The 18,479-nt window shown below is 53.3% G+C and carries 19 protein-coding genes; 2 read left to right on the top strand and 17 right to left on the bottom strand.

What is annotated here, in order from left to right; translation table 11 throughout:
* Positions 1-5 precede the first annotated feature (5 nt).
* The 11 genes from nlpD to cysD all read right to left on the bottom strand — a co-directional run bounded on the left by nlpD (position 6) and on the right by cysD (position 8,777).
* The gene (gene nlpD / locus OGX89_RS15665; protein ID WP_232397711.1) at positions 6-1,088 is read right to left on the bottom strand and encodes a murein hydrolase activator NlpD; all 1,083 of its coding nucleotides are present in this window, start codon (positions 1,086-1,088) and stop codon (positions 6-8) included.
* Between the two features lie 184 nt (positions 1,089-1,272).
* Entirely contained in the window at positions 1,273-1,899 is a 627-nt protein-coding gene (locus tag OGX89_RS15670; RefSeq protein ID WP_003034172.1) for a protein-L-isoaspartate(D-aspartate) O-methyltransferase, read from the bottom strand.
* Positions 1,893-2,654: a 5'/3'-nucleotidase SurE gene (gene surE / locus OGX89_RS15675; protein WP_003825728.1), complete on the bottom strand. Its 762-nt coding sequence runs from the start codon at positions 2,652-2,654 to the stop codon at positions 1,893-1,895. Before surE ends, OGX89_RS15670 begins: the two co-directional genes overlap by 7 nt.
* Positions 2,635-3,684, bottom strand: a complete 1,050-nt coding sequence (gene truD, locus OGX89_RS15680) for a tRNA pseudouridine(13) synthase TruD (RefSeq protein WP_003825726.1) — start codon at positions 3,682-3,684, stop codon at positions 2,635-2,637. Before truD ends, surE begins: the two co-directional genes overlap by 20 nt.
* Positions 3,681-4,160: a 2-C-methyl-D-erythritol 2,4-cyclodiphosphate synthase gene (gene ispF / locus OGX89_RS15685; RefSeq protein WP_003034167.1), complete on the bottom strand. Its 480-nt coding sequence runs from the start codon at positions 4,158-4,160 to the stop codon at positions 3,681-3,683. Before ispF ends, truD begins: the two co-directional genes overlap by 4 nt.
* A gap of 55 nt (positions 4,161-4,215) precedes the next feature.
* Positions 4,216-4,911, bottom strand: coding sequence for a 2-C-methyl-D-erythritol 4-phosphate cytidylyltransferase (ispD, locus tag OGX89_RS15690; RefSeq protein ID WP_003825722.1), 696 nt, complete (start codon positions 4,909-4,911; stop codon positions 4,216-4,218).
* Positions 4,912-4,929: 18 nt separating this feature from the next.
* The gene (ftsB, locus tag OGX89_RS15695; RefSeq protein WP_003034163.1) at positions 4,930-5,241 is read right to left on the bottom strand and encodes a cell division protein FtsB; all 312 of its coding nucleotides are present in this window, start codon (positions 5,239-5,241) and stop codon (positions 4,930-4,932) included.
* A 214-nt stretch (positions 5,242-5,455) separates the two neighbouring features.
* Positions 5,456-5,779, bottom strand: coding sequence for a DUF3561 family protein (locus tag OGX89_RS15700; RefSeq protein WP_003825718.1), 324 nt, complete (start codon positions 5,777-5,779; stop codon positions 5,456-5,458).
* Between the two features lie 47 nt (positions 5,780-5,826).
* Positions 5,827-6,432, bottom strand: coding sequence for an adenylyl-sulfate kinase (gene cysC, locus OGX89_RS15705; protein ID WP_003034157.1), 606 nt, complete (start codon positions 6,430-6,432; stop codon positions 5,827-5,829).
* Positions 6,432-7,859, bottom strand: a complete 1,428-nt coding sequence (gene cysN, locus OGX89_RS15710; RefSeq protein ID WP_126956668.1) for a sulfate adenylyltransferase subunit CysN — start codon at positions 7,857-7,859, stop codon at positions 6,432-6,434. Before cysN ends, cysC begins: the two co-directional genes overlap by 1 nt.
* A gap of 9 nt (positions 7,860-7,868) precedes the next feature.
* Positions 7,869-8,777, bottom strand: coding sequence for a sulfate adenylyltransferase subunit CysD (cysD, locus tag OGX89_RS15715; RefSeq protein ID WP_003034152.1), 909 nt, complete (start codon positions 8,775-8,777; stop codon positions 7,869-7,871).
* Positions 8,778-9,179: 402 nt separating this feature from the next.
* Here cysD and OGX89_RS15720 point away from each other — a divergent pair, with 402 nt between their 5' ends.
* Positions 9,180-10,223 carry an aminopeptidase gene (locus tag OGX89_RS15720; protein ID WP_003825714.1) on the top strand — a complete coding sequence of 348 codons (1,044 nt, stop codon included), beginning with the start codon at positions 9,180-9,182 and terminating at the stop codon, positions 10,221-10,223.
* A 45-nt stretch (positions 10,224-10,268) separates the two neighbouring features.
* Here the strand turns inward: OGX89_RS15720 and cysH are convergent, their stop codons facing one another.
* The 3 genes from cysH to cysJ all read right to left on the bottom strand — a co-directional run bounded on the left by cysH (position 10,269) and on the right by cysJ (position 14,616).
* Complete coding sequence (cysH, locus tag OGX89_RS15725; RefSeq protein ID WP_003825712.1) at positions 10,269-11,003, bottom strand: phosphoadenosine phosphosulfate reductase; 735 nt, start codon at positions 11,001-11,003, stop codon at positions 10,269-10,271.
* Positions 11,004-11,104: 101 nt separating this feature from the next.
* Positions 11,105-12,817: an assimilatory sulfite reductase (NADPH) hemoprotein subunit gene (gene cysI, locus OGX89_RS15730; RefSeq protein ID WP_003825711.1), complete on the bottom strand. Its 1,713-nt coding sequence runs from the start codon at positions 12,815-12,817 to the stop codon at positions 11,105-11,107.
* On the bottom strand, positions 12,817-14,616 hold the full coding sequence (cysJ, locus tag OGX89_RS15735) for an NADPH-dependent assimilatory sulfite reductase flavoprotein subunit (RefSeq protein WP_126956666.1): 1,800 nt from the start codon (positions 14,614-14,616) through the stop codon (positions 12,817-12,819). The genes cysI and cysJ overlap by 1 nt, the downstream gene beginning before the upstream one ends.
* Positions 14,617-14,921: 305 nt before the next feature.
* On the opposite strand from cysJ, the gene queD reads away from it, so the two are divergent.
* Entirely contained in the window at positions 14,922-15,284 is a 363-nt protein-coding gene (gene queD, locus OGX89_RS15740) for a 6-carboxytetrahydropterin synthase QueD (protein WP_003825707.1), read from the top strand.
* Between the two features lie 91 nt (positions 15,285-15,375).
* Here the strand turns inward: queD and queE are convergent, their stop codons facing one another.
* From queE to OGX89_RS15755, 3 genes are all read right to left on the bottom strand, one after another.
* Positions 15,376-16,047, bottom strand: a complete 672-nt coding sequence (queE, locus tag OGX89_RS15745) for a 7-carboxy-7-deazaguanine synthase QueE (RefSeq protein WP_003034139.1) — start codon at positions 16,045-16,047, stop codon at positions 15,376-15,378.
* A 71-nt stretch (positions 16,048-16,118) separates the two neighbouring features.
* Positions 16,119-16,808 (bottom strand): N-acetylmannosamine-6-phosphate 2-epimerase, encoded by a 690-nt coding sequence (locus tag OGX89_RS15750; protein ID WP_126956664.1) that lies wholly within the window; start codon positions 16,806-16,808, stop codon positions 16,119-16,121.
* A complete protein-coding gene (locus tag OGX89_RS15755; RefSeq protein WP_003825703.1) occupies positions 16,808-18,364 on the bottom strand; it encodes a maltose/glucose-specific PTS transporter subunit IIC in 1,557 nt (518 codons plus the stop codon). Before OGX89_RS15755 ends, OGX89_RS15750 begins: the two co-directional genes overlap by 1 nt.
* Positions 18,365-18,479 lie beyond the last annotated feature (115 nt).

Genomic DNA, 18,479 nt, shown 5'->3' on the forward strand with positions numbered 1-18,479 from the left:
CCGAATTATCGCTGCGGTAAATAGCGCAGCGGGTTTACGGATTTCCCCTTGTAACGAATTTCAAAATGCAAGCGTGTTGAACTGGTTCCGGTGCTACCCATGGTAGCTATTTTCTGCCCCGCCTTGATTTCTTGTTGTTCCCGGACCAGCATTGTATCGTTATGGGCGTAGGCACTCAGGTAATCATCGTTATGTTTGATGATAATAAGATTACCGTAACCGCGCAGTGCGTTACCGGCATATACGACGCGTCCATCTGCGGTCGCGACAATAGCCTGTCCTTTACTGCCTGCAATATCGATCCCTTTATTGCCACCTTCAGTAGCCGCAAAGTTTTCGATTACTTTGCCGTCAGTCGGCCAGCGCCAGGTAGAGATTGGCGAGCTGGTTGACGTTGAGCTTGCAGTTGATTCGGTTGCGCTAACTGCTGGAGCCGTTACAGGCGCTGTGACAACGGTCCCAGCAGGCTTGTTGTTCGGCAACATTTTATTAGCACTTTGTTCACCTGAATCCTCAGAATACGTAATTGTTGGTTTCGAAGCAACAGCAACGGTGGAATTTTGTGCAGAGTTGGTCACAACTCCTTGCTGTGCTGCATCCGCCTGGGTAATAGCATTACCACCAGTAATCGGTGTACCCGACGCGTTGCCCACTTGCAGAGTTTGACCGACATTCAGGCCATACGGGGCCGGAACGTTATTGCGTTGTGCGAGATCACGGAAATCGTTCCCGGTAATCCAGGCAATATAGAAAAGGGTATCGCCTTTCTTAACAGTATAGGTACTGCCGCCCGTATAGCTACCTTTCGGAATGTTCCCATACTTACGGTTGTACACAATACGACCGTTTTCCATCTGCACAGGCTGTTCCGCGACAGGCTGGATCTGTGTTGACTGTGTGGTCGGACGCTGCACCGGCTGGATCTGTGGCGTTTGCTGTACTGTCGACGTCGAGCCCATTTTTGGTGGAGGCGTAATCAGCATGCCGGAATTGGTGTTCGTTGATGCACTGCCACCAACCGAGTTGACCGGCGCTGGTGGATTCGAGGTATTTGAACAACCTGCCAGCCATAATGAAACCAGTGACAATGCCGCAATGCGGCGAACGGTAAATTTGTGGCTTCCCGCGCTCATTTATCCCCCAGGAAAATTTGGTTAAAACCAGTGACGTAATCACCGTGCAAGGCATCGGACTGGGCACTGGAAACGTGACCACGATACGCTTACTAATTCCAGAATATCCAGGAAAACTCCAGGTATTCAGAGCCTGTATCTACGCAAGCTCCCCTTTTACTAAGGGAACGAAACGTACGGCCTCCACGGTATCGATAATAAATTCGCCTCCCCGACGACGCACCCGTTTCAGAAACTGGTGCTCGTCGCCCACGGGTAAGACGAGAATACCGCCTTCATCCAACTGCATCATCAATGCGGTTGGGATCTCAGGCGGCGCTGCCGTAACAATGATAGCGTCAAACGGGGCTCGCGCTTGCCAGCCCTGCCATCCATCACCATGACGGGTAGAAACATTATGTAAATCAAGCTGTTTAAGTCGACGACGCGCCTGCCACTGCAAACCTTTAATGCGCTCAACAGAGCATACATGGTGCACCAGGTGTGCCAGAATCGCCGTTTGGTAACCAGAGCCGGTACCAATTTCCAGCACCCGGGACTGCGGCGTTAACTCAAGCAGCTCGGTCATCCGCGCAACCATATAGGGCTGCGAAATCGTCTGCCCCTGACCAATCGGCAGAGCAATATTGTCCCAGGCCTTATGTTCAAACGCCTCATCAATGAATTTTTCACGCGGCACGGCGGCAAGTGCATCGAGAACAAGCTCATCTCTGATGCCCTGCGCACGTAATTGTTCAAGAAGAGTGTGTACGCGTCTGCTTACCATTGCGTGTCGGCTCCCACGCTGTCTAACCAGTCAGAAACAACTTCATGCGCGCCGTAGGCGGTTAAATCGACATGCAGCGGCGTAATGGAAACATAGCCTTCATCGACGGCGGCAAAATCTGTATCCGGTCCGGCGTCGCACTTTTCGCCCGGCGGCCCGATCCAGTACAGCGTATTACCGCGCGGGTCCTGCTGTGGGATCACCTGATCCGCAGGATGGCGGCTACCGCAGCGGGTGACGCGGATACCTTTAATCTGATCCAGCGGTAAATCCGGCACGTTGATATTCAAAATTCGCCCGGTGCGCAGCGGTTCACGACTCAGCGCCCGTAAGATACGGCAGGTTACTGCGGCAGCAGTATCGTAGTGTTTATGCCCATCAAGTGAGACCGCCAGCGCAGGAAAGCCCAGGTGACGACCTTCCATCGCCGCCGCAACGGTACCGGAATAGATAACATCATCGCCCAGATTAGGACCTGCGTTAATACCAGACACGACAATGTCCGGACGCGGACGCATTAATGCGTTCACGCCCAGATAGACGCAATCGGTAGGTGTACCCATTTGTACGGCGATATCACCGTTATCATAGGTGAACGTGCGAAGTGAGGATTCCAGCGTCAGCGAGTTAGACGCGCCACTGCGGTTACGATCCGGGGCAACCACCTGTACGTCAGCAAACTCACGCAGCGCTTTCGCCAGCGTTTGTATACCGGGTGCGTGGACCCCATCATCGTTACTCAGCAATATACGCATAATCACCCATTGTGTTAATAAGTTCCCTTACAACACTGGTGGCGAAGCTACCTGCCGGTAGCCAGAAACGTAACTCAACGGTTACGTCATCCCACCAGTTCCAGCTTAATTGTTGTGGATACAGCAACATAGCACGACGCGATGCGTCGACTTTCTCGCGCAATAACAGCGACTGCAGCGCGGTTTCATCAGCAATAGCGGCTTCTTCAAACGCCAGCGCGTCGCGCTGAGTTCCCCACTCACCGCTACCCGGTAATGCCGCTGTAATCATCAATTCTTTATCATCGACGCGACGCTGTAATTCGGTTTGTTCTTCCTGCGTGGCGACAAACCAACTTCCGCGTCCCGACAATTGTAGCGCATCACCGTCAACAACTTGATTAAAGTCTGTTTTTTTCAAGCGTTCACTGACTATCTGATTAAACAACGCGCTACGGGCCGCCGACAACCAAAAACTGCGCTTATTGCGATCGCGCACTGGCGCATCGCTTTGCGCCCAACGCAGCGCCCCTTGCAGGTTGCTGCCGCCAATACCAAAACGCTGAGCGCCAAAATAGTTCGGTACGCCGCGCTCGCTAATCGCCTGCAAACGCGCTTCAACGTCCTCTCGCTGGCTCACTTCACGCAGCACCAGCGTAAATTCGTTACCTTTCAACGCCCCTAAACGCAGCTTACGCTTGTGGCGCGCGTACTCCAGCACTTTACAGCCTTCGAGTTCAAATTTGCTTAAATCAGGCATTGCATTGCCCGGCACGCGCGCGCACAGCCACTGTTCCGTGACTGCATGCTTGTCTTTCTGGCCAGCAAAGCTCACTTCACGGGCGTGAATTTTCAGGAACTTCGCCAGCGCGTCAGCCACAAAACGGGTATTACAGCCGTTTTTCAGGATACGCACCAAAATGTGCTCGCCTTCGCCATCCGGTTCGAAGCCTAAATCTTCGACGACGACAAAGTCTTCCGGATTCGCTTTCAGAACGCCATGGCCTTGTGGTTTGCCATGGAGATACGTCAGATCTTCAAACGCAGTCATTTCGTTGCCTTAATGAGTAACGCCACCGCTTCACAGGCAATCCCTTCCCCACGCCCGGTAAAACCGAGTTTTTCCGTGGTGGTCGCTTTCACGTTAACATCATCCATATGGCAGCCGAGATCTTCGGCAATAAACACGCGCATTTGCGGAATGTGCGGCAGCATCTTCGGCGCCTGAGCAATAATCGTCACATCCACATTACCAAGCGTATAGCCTTTGGCCTGAATACGCCGCCAGGCTTCACGCAATAATTCACGACTATCTGCACCTTTAAAGGCCGGGTCGGTGTCCGGGAAGAGTTTACCGATATCCCCCAGCGCAGCCGCGCCCAGCAGAGCATCGGTTAACGCGTGTAACGCCACGTCGCCATCAGAATGCGCCAGCAATCCTTTTTCATACGGGATGCGCACACCACCAATGATAATTGGGCCAACTCCGCCAAAAGCGTGTACGTCGAAACCGTGTCCAATTCGCATTATGCCTTCTCCTGATATACACAACATCCTCCAGGCAGCCTGAAGAATGATGTATCTAGATAGTTCGGGTCAGATAAAATTCCGCCAGCGCCAGGTCTTCCGGGCGGGTGACTTTGATGTTGTCAGCGCGTCCTTCGACCAGCAGCGGATGAAAACCGCAATATTCCAGCGCCGAGGCTTCGTCCGTAATGGTTGCGCCTTCGTTTAGCGCACGGGTCAGACAGTCATGCAACAGCTCGCGAGGGAAAAACTGCGGCGTCAACGCATGCCATAAATCGGTGCGATCGACCGTATGTGCGATGTCTGTTCGGCCCGGCTCCGCGCGTTTCATCGTGTCGCGCACCGGCGCAGCAAGGATCCCGCCGATGCGGCTGGTTTCACTTATTGCCAGCAAACGAGATAAATCTTCCTGATGCAGGCACGGACGCGCGGCATCATGCACCAGTACCCAACTGGCCTCACCTGCGGCTTGCAAACCGGCCAGGACAGAATCGGCACGCTCGTTGCCACCATCCACCACGGTAATTTGCGGGTGCGCTGCGAGTGGAAGTTGGGCAAAGCGACTGTCGCCTGGGCTAATAGCGATGACGACTCGCGTCACCCGGGGATGAGCCAGCAGCGCATCAACCGAGTGTTCGAGAATGGTTTTATTGCCAATAGAGAGGTACTGCTTAGGACACTCTGTTTGCATTCGGCGGCCAAACCCGGCAGCCGGCACCACGGCGCAAACGTCCATTAAAGTGGCTGCCATGTTAAATCCCTGGACGGTTTATCGATTGTTTTGCCCTGCAGTCTGAGCGCGTTTAGACGCGTCAGGCACCAGACGATAAAAGGTTTCGCCTGGCTTAGTCATACTGAGTTCGTTACGCGCGCGCTCTTCGATAGCCTCTTGCCCGCCATTGAGATCGTCAATTTCGGCAAAAAGCTGATCGTTACGCGCTTTCAGTTTCGCGTTTGTAGCTTGCTGCGCCGCAACATCATCGTTGACGCGACTATAGTCATGTATGCCGTTCTTACCGAACCACAGCGAATACTGTAGCCAGACTAATAAAGCCAGCAACAGCAACGTAAGTTTACCCATCCTGCCCCCTGAAAAACGGCATCAACATCCCATAAACTCCGCTGACAACTTTACATCAACGGACGGGAATGCCGCGACAACGCGGGCAAATGTACCACATTTGCTCGTTGTTACGTATACCCCGTGTAAGGAGAACATAATCTCATTGTTGGTTACGGTTTGAATTATGGCCAGACAGTGAACAACAGCGGCGATCGCGTGAAAGGACGTATGCCTAACCCAGTAGCCACAGAAACAGTGCGCCAAACATTGCGCCAACCACCAGCAGGGTACAGGCAATACTCAGCAGCAATCTCCCCTTCAATAGCGAATGCAGGGCAATACCCGCGACAATCGCCACGGGCAACAACGCGAGGAAAAAGGGCCAGGTATAGAGGAAGAAAAACAGTGTGTTAGGGCCATACATCAGGCACGGGAATCCCAGCGCCAGCAACCACGCGATAAAACCGACCACGGCTCCTGGGAGTGACCAGGTAGTTTCGTCGTCGGCAGCGAAGGTATCTGACTCTGTAATAGTAATGTTATGGCTGTTACGCATATCTAATCCTGTGACTGTGACTGACCGGGCATGCAAGCTCGGGTGTCTCAGGATCTGATAATATCTTCCTGCCTCAGCAGGTCTAATAATTGAGGAACCAAATTTGTTACCAATTGTTCACCATCAAGATGAATCTCTGGCGATTCAGGCGCTTCGTAAACCGAGTCAATTCCGGTGAAATTGCGCAATTCCCCCGCTCGCGCTTTTTTATACAGCCCTTTTGGATCGCGTGCTTCACACGTTGCTAATGGCGTATCGACAAAAACCTCAATAAAACGCCCTTCGCCCACGCGCTCGCGAACCATTTTTCGCTCGGCGCGATGTGGAGAGATAAACGCAGTCAACACCACCAGGCCGGCGTCTACCATTAGATTAGCCACTTCACCAACCCGACGAATATTCTCCTTGCGATCGGCATCGCTAAACCCAAGATCGCTGCACAGACCGTGACGCACGTTATCGCCATCCAGCAGATAGGTGCTCACCCCTAGCTTATGCAGCGCCTCTTCCAGCGCTCCTGCTACCGTGGATTTACCAGAACCTGACAGCCCGGTAAACCACAGCACAACACCACGATGACCGTGGCGTTGTTCCCGCTGTTGCGGTGTAACAGGATGGGCATGCCAGACGACGTTTTCGTCATGCAGCGCCATTATTTTCCTCCCAGCAGATCGCGCGCACCCCAGTGTGGGAAGTGGCGACGCACCAGTGCATTAAGCTCCAGCTCAAACGCGCTGAACTGAGAAGCTGTGGCAAGCTCCTGGACGATTGGTTCACGCACCAGCCCCGCGCCAACGGTAACGTTAGTCAGGCGATCAATGATAATCAGCCCACCCGTAACCGGATTCTGCTGATAGGTATCCAGCACCAGCGGCTCATCAAAAGTCAGATTAACCAGACCGATGCCATTCAGTGGCAGCGCTTCAACGTCACGTTGGGTCAGGTTGTTTATATCGACCTGATACTGCACGCTATCTACGCGTGCGCGGGTCTTCTTGCCTGCGACTTTTATGTCGTAGCTCTGCCCGGGCGACAACGGTTGTTCCGCCATCCACACCACATCAACAGCTGCGCTTTGTACTGCCGGCAGCGTTTCACCGGCATCAAGCAGCAGGTCGCCCCGGCTGATATCGATCTCATCTTTCAGCACCAGGGTGATCGCTTCACCCGCATGCGCTTCCTGTAAATCGCCATCAAAGGTTACGATCCGCGCCACGCTCGACTCCACGCCGGACGGCAGCACTTTGACGCGCTGTCCGACCTTGACGCTACCGGAGGCCAGCGTTCCGGCATAACCACGGAAATCCAGATTCGGTCGGTTCACATACTGCACCGGGAAGCGCATCGGCTGAGTATCAACAATGCGCTGGATCTCAACGGTTTCCAGCACTTCCAGCAGCGTCGGACCGCTGTACCACGGCATACTGGCGCTTTGCGAAGCCACGTTATCGCCTTCCAGTGCAGAGAGCGGCACAAACCGGATATCCAGACTGCCCGGCAGTTGTTCAGCAAAAGTAAGATAGTCTTCGCGAATGCGGTTAAATGTCTCTTCGCTAAAGTCCACCAGATCCATTTTGTTGATCGCCACCACCAGGTGTTTGATCCCAAGCAGCGTGGAGATAAAACTGTGACGACGAGTCTGATCCAGCACGCCTTTACGCGCATCGATCAATAGGATCGCCAGATCGCAGGTCGACGCACCGGTCGCCATGTTACGGGTGTACTGCTCATGTCCGGGAGTGTCCGCAATAATAAATTTACGCTTCTCGGTAGAGAAATAACGGTACGCCACGTCGATGGTGATGCCCTGCTCGCGCTCGGCCTGCAAGCCGTCAACCAATAACGCCAGATCGAGCTTTTCGCCCTGAGTGCCGTGACGTTTACTGTCATTGTGCAGCGATGAAAGCTGGTCTTCATAAATCTGACGCGTGTCGTGCAGCAGACGGCCAATCAGGGTACTTTTCCCGTCATCCACGCTACCGCAGGTTAAAAAACGCAGCAGACTTTTGTGTTGCTGGGCAACCATCCAGGCTTCAACGCCGCCTTCATTAGCAATTTGTTGTGCAAGTGTCGTGTTCATGGCGGCTCCTTAGAAATACCCCTGACGTTTCTTCAGCTCCATGGAGCCCGCCTGGTCGCGGTCAATCACGCGGCCCTGACGTTCACTGGTGGTTGAGACCAGCATCTCTTCGATAATTTCCGGCAGCGTCTGCGCATTCGACTCCACCGCGCCTGTCAGCGGCCAGCAGCCGAGCGTACGGAAACGCACCATGCGTTTTTTAATCACTTCCCCGGGCTGCAGATCGATTCTGTCGTCATCAATCATCATCAGCATGCCGTCGCGTTCCAGCACCGGACGCTCCGCCGCCAGATACAGCGGCACGATGTCGATATTTTCCAGCCAGATGTATTGCCAGATATCCTGTTCAGTCCAGTTAGAGAGCGGGAAGACGCGAATGCTTTCGCCTTTGTTAATCTGCCCGTTGTAGTTATGCCACAGCTCCGGGCGTTGGTTTTTCGGGTCCCAGCGATGAAAACGATCGCGGAAAGAGTAAATGCGCTCTTTGGCACGTGATTTCTCTTCGTCACGACGAGCACCGCCAAACGCGGCATCGAAACCGTATTTATTCAGTGCCTGCTTCAGCCCTTCAGTTTTCATAATGTCGGTATGCTTGGCGCTACCGTGGACAAACGGGTTGATGCCCATCGCCACCCCTTCCGGGTTTTTATGCACCAGCAGTTCGCAGCCGTAGGCTTTCGCCGTGCGGTCACGAAACTCGTACATTTCGCTGAATTTCCAGCCAGTATCAACGTGCAGCAATGGGAACGGCAGCGTGCCCGGATAAAACGCTTTACGCGCCAGATGCAGCATTACGCTGGAATCTTTGCCGATGGAATACATCATCACCGGATTAGAAAACTCGGCGGCCACCTCACGAATGATATGGATGCTCTCCGCTTCCAGTTGCCGCAGGTGGGTAAGTCGTTTTTGATCCATAACCGTTCCTATGTAATGCCGTTATTTTGCTAACGATGCTCAGATAACCTGACTATAGGGAGGGCTGGAGGGCGAATGAAATTACGAATTGGAATGAGTAGTTCCTCAAAGGAATAACGATCCGGAAAAGCAAATATCAAAAAGTGCTTAAGCTACCGGAATTCGGGCATTTAGGAGCAAATGAAATTGTTTTACCTCGATCACGGTTTCATACTAGCGGCTAAAAATTTCTGCTTGGTATTCAGAGCCTATCCCATTAGGCGTACATTGTTGCTGTCAGTTTGGATACGGACAGCGCGGAACAACCGGAGCGTACATGCAGTACGTGAGGATTGTGAGCACTGCCCGGATTCAAAATGACAAATAAAATAGCCAAATGGGATAGGCTCTTAAGGACTCATTATGTTTCTCGCATCGCGCCACCTGACTACCGCCCTGGCGCTCGGCGCGTGCTTCATCTTTCCCGCACAGGCAACATCTTCGCAGCCCGGAGATATCGCAAATACCCAGGCTCGATATATCGCAACGTTTTTCCCTGGCCGCGTGACGGGATCTCCGGCTGAAATGTTGTCTGCTGATTATATACGTCAACAATTTCAGCAGATGGGCTATAGCAGCGATATTCGGACGTTTAATAGCCGTTATGTTTATACCGCCAAAGATAACCGTAAAAACTGGCATAACGTAACGGGAAGCACCGTTATTGCAGCACATGAAGGTAAAGCGCCGCAGCAGATTATTATTATGGCGCACCTCGACACCTACGCCGCACAAAGCGACGCCGATTCCGATGCCAATCTGGGTGGATTAACCCTGCAAGGTATCGATGACAACGCCGCAGGTGTTGGCGTAATGCTGGAACTGGCAGAAAAACTCAAAAACGTGCCGACGCAATACGGTATTCGATTTATCGCCACCAGCGGCGAGGAAGAAGGCAAACTGGGCGCGGAGAACATCCTGAAGCGAATGAGCGCCGCCGAGAAGAAAAACACGCTGCTGGTTATCAACCTCGATAATCTGATCGTCGGCGATAAGCTCTATTTCAATAGCGGTAAGAAAACCCCGGAAGCGGTGCGAAAACTGACGCGCGACCGGGCACTGGCTATCGCGCACAGCCGCGGTATCGTTGCCAGCACCAATCCAGGTCTGAACAAAGACTATCCGAAAGGCACTGGATGTTGTAACGATGCAGAGGTCTTCGACAACGCGGGGATTGCCGTTCTCTCCGTTGAAGCGACCAACTGGAACCTGGGCAAGAAAGATGGCTATCAGCAGCGCGCCAAAAGCGCCTCATTCCCGGCAGGCAACAGCTGGCACGATGTGCGACTGGATAATCAGCAGCATATCGATAAAGCGTTACCGGGCCGGATAGAGCACCGTAGCCGCGACGTGGTACGCATTATGCTGCCACTGGTAAAAGAACTGGCAAAAGCGGGTAAATCCTGAAGAAGGGATCCGGTAGGATGTAAATCTTACCGGCCCCCTTTCCTGTTACCCTTCGTGCAGTCCGCACTCACGCTTCAATCCGAAGAAACGCGTCTCTTCTTCCGCCATACCCGGTTCCCATTTGCGGGTGGTGTGGGTATCGCCTACCGACAGATAGCCCTGATCCCACAACGGATGGTATTTCAAACCGTGTTTTTGCAGATACTGGTAAACCGTACGGTTATCCCAGTCGATGATCGGCAGAACTTTAAACACACCGCGCTGGATAGCCAGCACCGGCAAATGCGCACGACTGCCCGATTGCTCTCGACGCAGACCGGCAAACCAGGTTTGCGCGTTCAGCTCCTGCAGCGCCCGGTTCATCGGCTCGACTTTGTTGATGTCATTGTATTTTTCAATACCTTCAACGCCCTGCTCCCACAGTTTGCCGTAGCGCGCTTCCTGCCAGGCCGCACTTTCCTTCGCCCGGTAGACTTGCAGATTAAGCTTAAGCTTGTCCGTTAACTCATCAATAAACTGATAGGTTTCCGGGAACAGGTAGCCAGTATCGGTGAGGATCACCGGGATATCCGGGCGAATCTGATTTACCAGATGCAGGCTCACTGCCGCCTGGATACCAAAACTTGATGACAGTACATATTCACCAGGCAGGTTTTCCAACGCCCATGCTACGCGATCCTCGGCGCTCAGTTTTTCCAGCTGGGCGTTGGTTTCGGCCAGCGCTAATACGCGATCCACTTTTGGCAGTTCGTTTAGCTTGTTTAGATCGAGTTGGGACATAAGTTCCTCACTGTATGCCTTGCCTGATGGCGCTTCGCTTATCAGGCCTACGCAGGCTGTAGGCCGGATAAGGCATTTATGCCGCCATCCGGCAATTCAGGTTATTCCCAGAAATCACGCGCTGGATCGAGCACCGGGCGAATAATGCCCGCACGCACCGTAAAGTCACCGAAGCCTTCACCCGCTTCGCGCTCTTTCGCCCAGCGCCCAATCAGTTCATCCAGCGATGCCAGAATTTCCGGCTCGGTGATGTTCTCTTTAAACATCCGGGGAATTCGGGTTCCGATACGGTTGCCCCCTAAATGGAGGTTATAACGCCCGGGAGCTTTACCCACCAGACCAACTTCCGCCAGCATCGCACGACCACAACCGTTCGGGCAGCCGGTCACGCGCATGACAATGTTTTCATCACTCAGGCTGTGCTTCGCCATCAGCGTGTCGATGTTGTCGATAAACGTTGGCAGGAAACGCTCAGCTTCCGCCATCGCCAGCGGACAGGTCGGGAACGAGACGCAGGCCATCGAGTTTTCACGCTGCGGAGTGACCGCGTTCATTAAGCCACTCTTCTGCGCAATCTTTTCGATCTTCGCCTTTTCACTCTCAGGAACACCGGCAATGATCAGGTTCTGGTTCGCGGTAATGCGGAACTCACCTTTGTGGATCTTCGCGATCTCAAGCAGACCGGTTTTCAGCGGTCGGCCCGGATAATCGAGGATACGGCCGTTTTCAATAAACAACGTCAGGTGCCATTTATTGTCGATCCCTTTCACCCAGCCGATACGATCGCCGCGACCGGTAAACTCGTACGGGCGGATCGGCTCAAATTTGATCCCCGCGCGGCGCTCAACTTCAGCTTTAAAGGTCTCAATGCCTACGCGTTCCAGCGTGTATTTGGTTTTCGCGTTTTTACGATCGGTACGGTTACCCCAGTCACGCTGCGTGGTCACCACCGCCTCAGCCACGGCCAGCGTATGCTCAAGCGGCAGATAACCAAACTCGCTTGCCGTACGGGCATAGGTTTTCTTATTGCCGTGCTCAATCGACAATCCACCGCCCACCAGCAGATTAAAGCCCACCAGCTTGCCGTTTTCCGCAATCGCCACGAAGTTCATGTCGTTGGCGTGCAGATCGATGTCGTTCTGCGGTGGGATCACGACCGTGGTTTTAAACTTACGCGGCAGATAGGTTTGACCGAGGATCGGCTCTTCGTCGGTGGTCGCGACTTTTTCCTGATCCAGCCAGATCTCTGCATAGGCGCGGGTTCGCGGCAGCAGATGTTCGGAGATCTTTTTCGCCCACTCGTAGGCTTCCGCGTGCAGCTCAGATTCATACGGGTTGGAGGTGCACAGCACGTTACGGTTCATGTCGTTGGCGGTCGCCAAAGCGTCAAGCCCGACGGAATGCAGCATCTGGTGTACCGGCTTAACGTTCTTCTTCAGAATGCCGTGAAACTGGAAGGTCTGACGGTTGGTCAGACGAATGCTGCCGTAAATGGTGTTGTCATGGGCGAACTTATCGATCGCCTGCCACTGCTTGGTGGTGATCACCCCCCCCGGCAGACGACAGCGCAGCAGCATCGCGTGACGCGGCTCCAGCTTTTGCTCGGCACGTTCGGCGCGGATATCACGGTCATCCTGCTGGTACATACCGTGAAAACGGATCAGCAGGAAGTTGTCGCCTTTAAACCCGCCGGTCAGGCCGTCGTTTAAATCTTCGGCAATGGTACCGCGCAGATAGTTGCTTTCCAGCTTCATACGCTCAGCGTCGGACAGTTTGCCTTCGACCACCAATGGTCCTGGATGTTTTTCGCTCATTAGTAGACATCTCGCTGATAACGGCGCTCAATGCGCAGCTCACTTAAAAATTCATCCGCCGCTTCGATATCCATACCACCGAATTCGGCAATCACTTCCAACAACGCCTGCTCAACGTCTTTCGCCATGCGATTGGCGTCGCCGCAGACATAAATGTGCGCACCGTCGTTAATCCAGCGCCACAGTTCCGCGCCCTGTTGGCGCAGTTTATCTTGTACGTAGACTTTTTCTTTTTGATCGCGGGACCAGGCGAGATCGATACGGCTCAGTACGCCCTCTTTGACGTAACGCTGCCATTCCACCTGATACAGGAAATCTTCGGTAAAGTGTGGGTTACCAAAAAACAGCCAGTTTTTGCCTTCGGCTCCGTCAGCCGCACGTTGCTGCATGAATGCACGGAACGGCGCAATCCCCGTACCCGGTCCAATCATAATTACCGGCGTCTGCGGGTTCGCCGGCAGACGGAAGTTGTCGTTGTGTTCAATGAACACACGAACTTCACCTTCTTCTTCCACGCGGTCGGCAAGGAAACTGGAAGCACCACCAGCACGGGCGCGACCTTCTATCTCATAACGCACCACACCCACGGTAACGTGCACTTCGCTTTCCACTTCCGCCAGGGAAGAAGCAATGGAGTACAAACGCGGCGTCAGCGGACGCAGAAGATCAACTAACGCCTGAGCATCCAGTTGCGCCGGAGAGAAGCGCACCATATCGACGATGGGCGTGGTTGCGGCGTAATGCTGCAACTGTGCTTTGTCACCCACTAACGGCAGCAAAGTTTCGCTGCGGGTTAAGGTGGCATAGTTTTCTACGATATTGCCGGTGTTAACCGTCAGCTCGAAATGCCACTGCAACGCTTCAGCAAGCGACAGGGTTTTGCCTTCAACCGTGACCGGCTCATCACCTTTCAGCCACAGCAGTTCAACCAGTTCTTTAACCAGAGCCGGGTCATTCTGATACCAGACGCCCAGCGCATCGCCCGGTTGATAACGCAGGCCGGAATCGCCTAAATCAATCTCAATATGGCGCACGTCTTTTTCAGAGTCGCGGCCGGTAATTTTCTGATTCACCGCAAGCGACGCCGTCAGCGGCGCTTCTTTGGTGTATAGGCTGGTGTGTACTTCATTTACTGCACCGCTCGCGGCAACTTGCACAGACGGTGCCGCAGGCGCACGCGCTTTCAGGACATCAACGAGGCGAGCACGCCACTGCGCAGCGGCGGCCTGGTATTCGACGTCGGCATCTACACGATCGAGCAGACGTTCACCACCCAGCTCAGCCAATTTGGTATCGAAGTCTTTTCCTGCCTGGCAGAAAAACTCATAAGAGGTGTCGCCAAGACCAAACACGGCAAAAGCAGTGTTATCAAGCTTTGGCGCTTTTTTCGAGAACAGGAATTTATGCAACGCCACGGCTTCTTCCGCCGGCTCACCTTCCCCTTGCGTTGACGCCACCACGATCAGCAGTTTTTCATTGGCGATTTGTTTGAATTTATAGTCGCCAGCGTTGATGAGAGTGACGTTGAGCTTCGCGGCGATCAGATCATCGCGCAGGGCTTCCGCCACTCGGCGCGCATTACCGGTTTGTGAGGCGGAGATAAGCGTAATGCCTGGCATTTCAGCGACAGGCGCAGGCGCCACCGCGTTGCTGCCAGGCTGCTGATTCAGCACGCCCCAAAAATAGCCAGAAACCCACGCAAGCTGTGCGGGAGTGAAATCGGTCGTGGCCGCCTGAAGGCGTGCCAGTTGCTCCGGGTTTAGCGGTAGCAAAGCAGAAGGTGGGGCCTGTGTCGTCATGCGTTGTCATGTTCCAGTAAGCAAAGCGGATTTCAGCAATAAAACCCAAACTGAAGATAAGGTTAACGGCGGGGATAGTAACAACTAAAGAAGGGATGGAAATAACAAATAACCAAATGGACTAACCTGTTTTAGTTATAGTTATTAACTGCAAAACAGATTATATAAGCATTTGATATATAAAAAATTACCAAATATTAACGTCATGAATGAATCGTTCTGATACTCAGCACCCTTTTAAATAATGATAAAATTTCCTCTTTACGGTACCCTACCGCGGTTTTTCGCATTCTTGAGAGTAAATAATGTCCACCACCTTGTTTAAAGATTTCACCTTCGAAGCCGCTCACCACCTGCCGCATGTACCGGAAGGGCATAAGTGTGGCCGCCTGCATGGTCACTCATTTATGGTGCGTCTTGAAATTACCGGTGAAGTCGATCCGCATACCGGTTGGATCATGGATTTTGCTGAGTTAAAAGCCGCGTTTAAGCCGACTTACGACAGACTCGATCACTACTATTTGAACGATATTCCTGGCTTAGAAAATCCAACCAGCGAAGTGCTGGCCAAATGGATTTGGGATCAGGTTAAACCTGTGGTCCCTCTGCTGAGTGCTGTAATGGTGAAAGAGACCTGCACAGCGGGCTGCGTTTATCGCGGCGAGTGATTGTAGGCTTGCCGGATGGCAACGCATCTTCTCCGGCCTGCATTGAGCAATAAACTATGGCCGGGTAAGCGAAACGCCCCCGGCACAGTTATCAGGCAATATTCAGATACTTATGGGTTTGCATCGACAGACGCCAGTTTCGCGCAATACAGGTATCAATGCACAAACGCGTCGCATCCTCTTTCTGGCTGATTGGCTGTAAGGCGATGATTCGCGGTTTATCGTCACTCAACGTCGCCAGCAGTTCATCCAGCGCTTCAATATCGCGGACACGGCCAACCGGATGCTTGATTTCATTCGCGCGCTCCAGTGCCTGTGACAGCACATCATAGCCACCGCGCATATTCACCTTCGGCGATACGGTCACCCAGGTATTCGGCGTACAGCGTACTTCGTGCGTGCCGCTGGTCTCTATCTGGCAGCTAAAGCCGTTCTTTTCCAGCAGATCCGTCAGCGGCATCAGGTCATGAATGCAGGGCTCGCCACCGGTGATCACCACGTGACGGGCGGTATAGCCCTGACGCGAAATGACCGCCAGCAGATCTTCGCTGCTCGCAGCACCCCATTTATCGCTCTCTTTGGTCTTAGCCAGGATGCTGTAAAGGGAGACTTCCCGATCCTCAAGCTTATCCCAGGTGTGTTTGGTATCGCACCAGGCACAGCCAACCGGGCATCCCTGTAAACGAATAAAAATGGCGGGGACGCCGGTAAAGTAACCCTCACCTTGCAGGGTCTGGAACATCTCGTTAATCGGGTACTGCATAGCGCTCTCAATATGGGGATAAACGATAATTATCGCAGATCCCCGCCAAAGTATCATGCCCCATCGATGCTTTACGAGGCGATCGCCGCGACAAAGCGTGCCGTTATCTGCTGCGGGCGCGTGATAGCTCCACCAACCACCACGGTATGAGCGCCTAATGCCAGGCATCGTGCAGCACGTTCAGGGGTATCGACGTTTCCTTCTGCCACAACCGGTACGCTAACTGCAGCCAACACATCACGTAAAAAACCGCAGTCGTTTTCCGCCAGCACATGCCCGGCAGTGTCAGCGGTATAACCGTAGAGCGTAGTGCCCACACAGTCAAAACCCAGGCGCTCAGCGGTCACCGCTTCGTCTACGGTGGCGATATCCGCCATCAGCAGTACGGACGGGTAACGAGCGCGGATTTGCGTGACCAGTTCTTCCAGCGATTGCCCACCGGGGCGCGGGCGCGCTGTCGCATCCAGAGCAATAATTTCCGGCTCAACGGTCATCAGTTCATCGACTTCCTGCAAAGTGGCCGTGATAAACACATCGCTACCCGGATAATCACGCTTGATAATCCCAATCACCGGCAGGGAGACACTCTCTTTGATCGCGCGAATGTCCACCACGCTGTTCGCACGAATACCTACCGCACCGCCCTGCGCTGCCGCCAGCGCCATACGTGACATAATAAACGGGCTGTGCAGGGGCTCATTTTCCAGCGCCTGACAGGAGACAATTAATTTACCTTTCAGGGAATCCAGTACAGTTTTCATTACGATAAGATCTCTTCGACTTCGTTTTTAATGATGGTGACATGCGGGCCATAAATCACCTGAACCCCGTTGCCGCGAATAATGACGCCACGGGCTCCGGTCGCTTTCAGCGCCGCTTCATCGACCTTGCTGCTCTCTTTCACCGTCACGCGCAGGCGTGTGGCGCAACAATCCACCTCTTCCAGATTCTCTTTGCCTCCCAGCCCGGCGATCACTGCCGCAGCTCGCTCACTCTGCGGCAGGCCGGATTCAGTCGGCGCTGCGTTTTCACGACCTGGTGTCAACCAGTTAAAGCGGTTAATCAAATAGCGGAAGGTGAAGTAGTAAAGGAAGAACCACGGGATCCCCACCATGGGGACGTACATCCAGTTGGTTTTAGCTTCCCCCTGTAGCACGCCGAAAAGGAGGAAATCGATAAGCCCACCCGAAAAGGTTTGCCCGATGGTGATATGTAAAATATGCGCCATCATAAACGCCAGACCATCGAAGAAGGCGTGAATGACGTATAACACGGGTGCGACAAACAGGAAGGAGAACTCGATAGGCTCAGTGATACCTGTCAGGAAAGAGGTCAGGGCCGCTGACAACAGCAGACCAGCGACAAGTTTTCTGTTCTCAGGCCTGGCGGTGTGGTACATCGCCAGACATGCGCCAAGCAGGCCAAACATCATGGTGATGAAGCGCCCGGACATAAAGCGCGAGGTGCCCGCATAGAACTGCTGCGTATTCGGATCGGCAAGTTGCGCGAAGAAAATACGCTGAGTACCTTCAACTAACTGGCCGTTGACGATTTCACTTCCGCCAAGCGCTGTCGTCCAGAACGGCAAATAAAAGATATGGTGTAAACCCAGTGGGCCAAGCATACGCAGGATGAAGCCATACAACAGCGTCCCCAGATAGCCTGTCGCATCCACCAGACCACCCAGTCCAAAAATGAGTTTCTGGAAATGCGGCCAAACCACCGTCATGACCGCACCCACGACAATCGCGGCAAGGGAGCTAATAATCGGTACAAAGCGCGAACCGCTGAAGAAACCAAGGAACTGAGGTAATGAGACTTTATTGAAACGGCTATGCAGCGCGCAGGTGACAAGCCCAATCACCACCCCACCGAACACACCCGTTTCCAGTGTCTGAATACCCAGCGTCATCCCCTGGCCTACGGCACCGGGATTCTCGTGCGCCAGCGTTCCGTTGAGCGTCAATAAAGCGTTGATGGTGGCGTTCATCACCAGAAATGCCAGCAATGCCGCAAGCCCGGCGGTGCCTTTATCCGTTTTCGCCAGTCCTACTGCGACACCTACCGCAAAAAGCACCGACAGGTTGGCAAACACAATAGAACCTGCGCTGGTCATGATCGTGAAAATTGCCTGTAACCAGTCAACGTCCAAAAATGGATAAGCAGTCAATGTGTTTGGATTCGACAGCGCGCCGCCAATCCCTAACAACAGCCCCGCAGCAGGCAGTACCGCAATCGGCAGCATGAACGATTTGCCGAACCGCTGTGCCTTTTCGAACCATGCGCCCGATGAAGCGCCGCTAAACATTTGCATCATTTTTTCATCTCTCCGATTAATGATGAAAATTTTTATCATATTTAATATAGATAATGAAAATTATCATCAAAATCCAGGAAGCCGATCATACTTTTTTAAAATGACTGGCATCTCT

The organism is Citrobacter sp. Cpo103, assembly GCF_030332605.1.
In the GTDB taxonomy this organism is placed as follows: domain Bacteria; phylum Pseudomonadota; class Gammaproteobacteria; order Enterobacterales; family Enterobacteriaceae; genus Citrobacter; species Citrobacter portucalensis.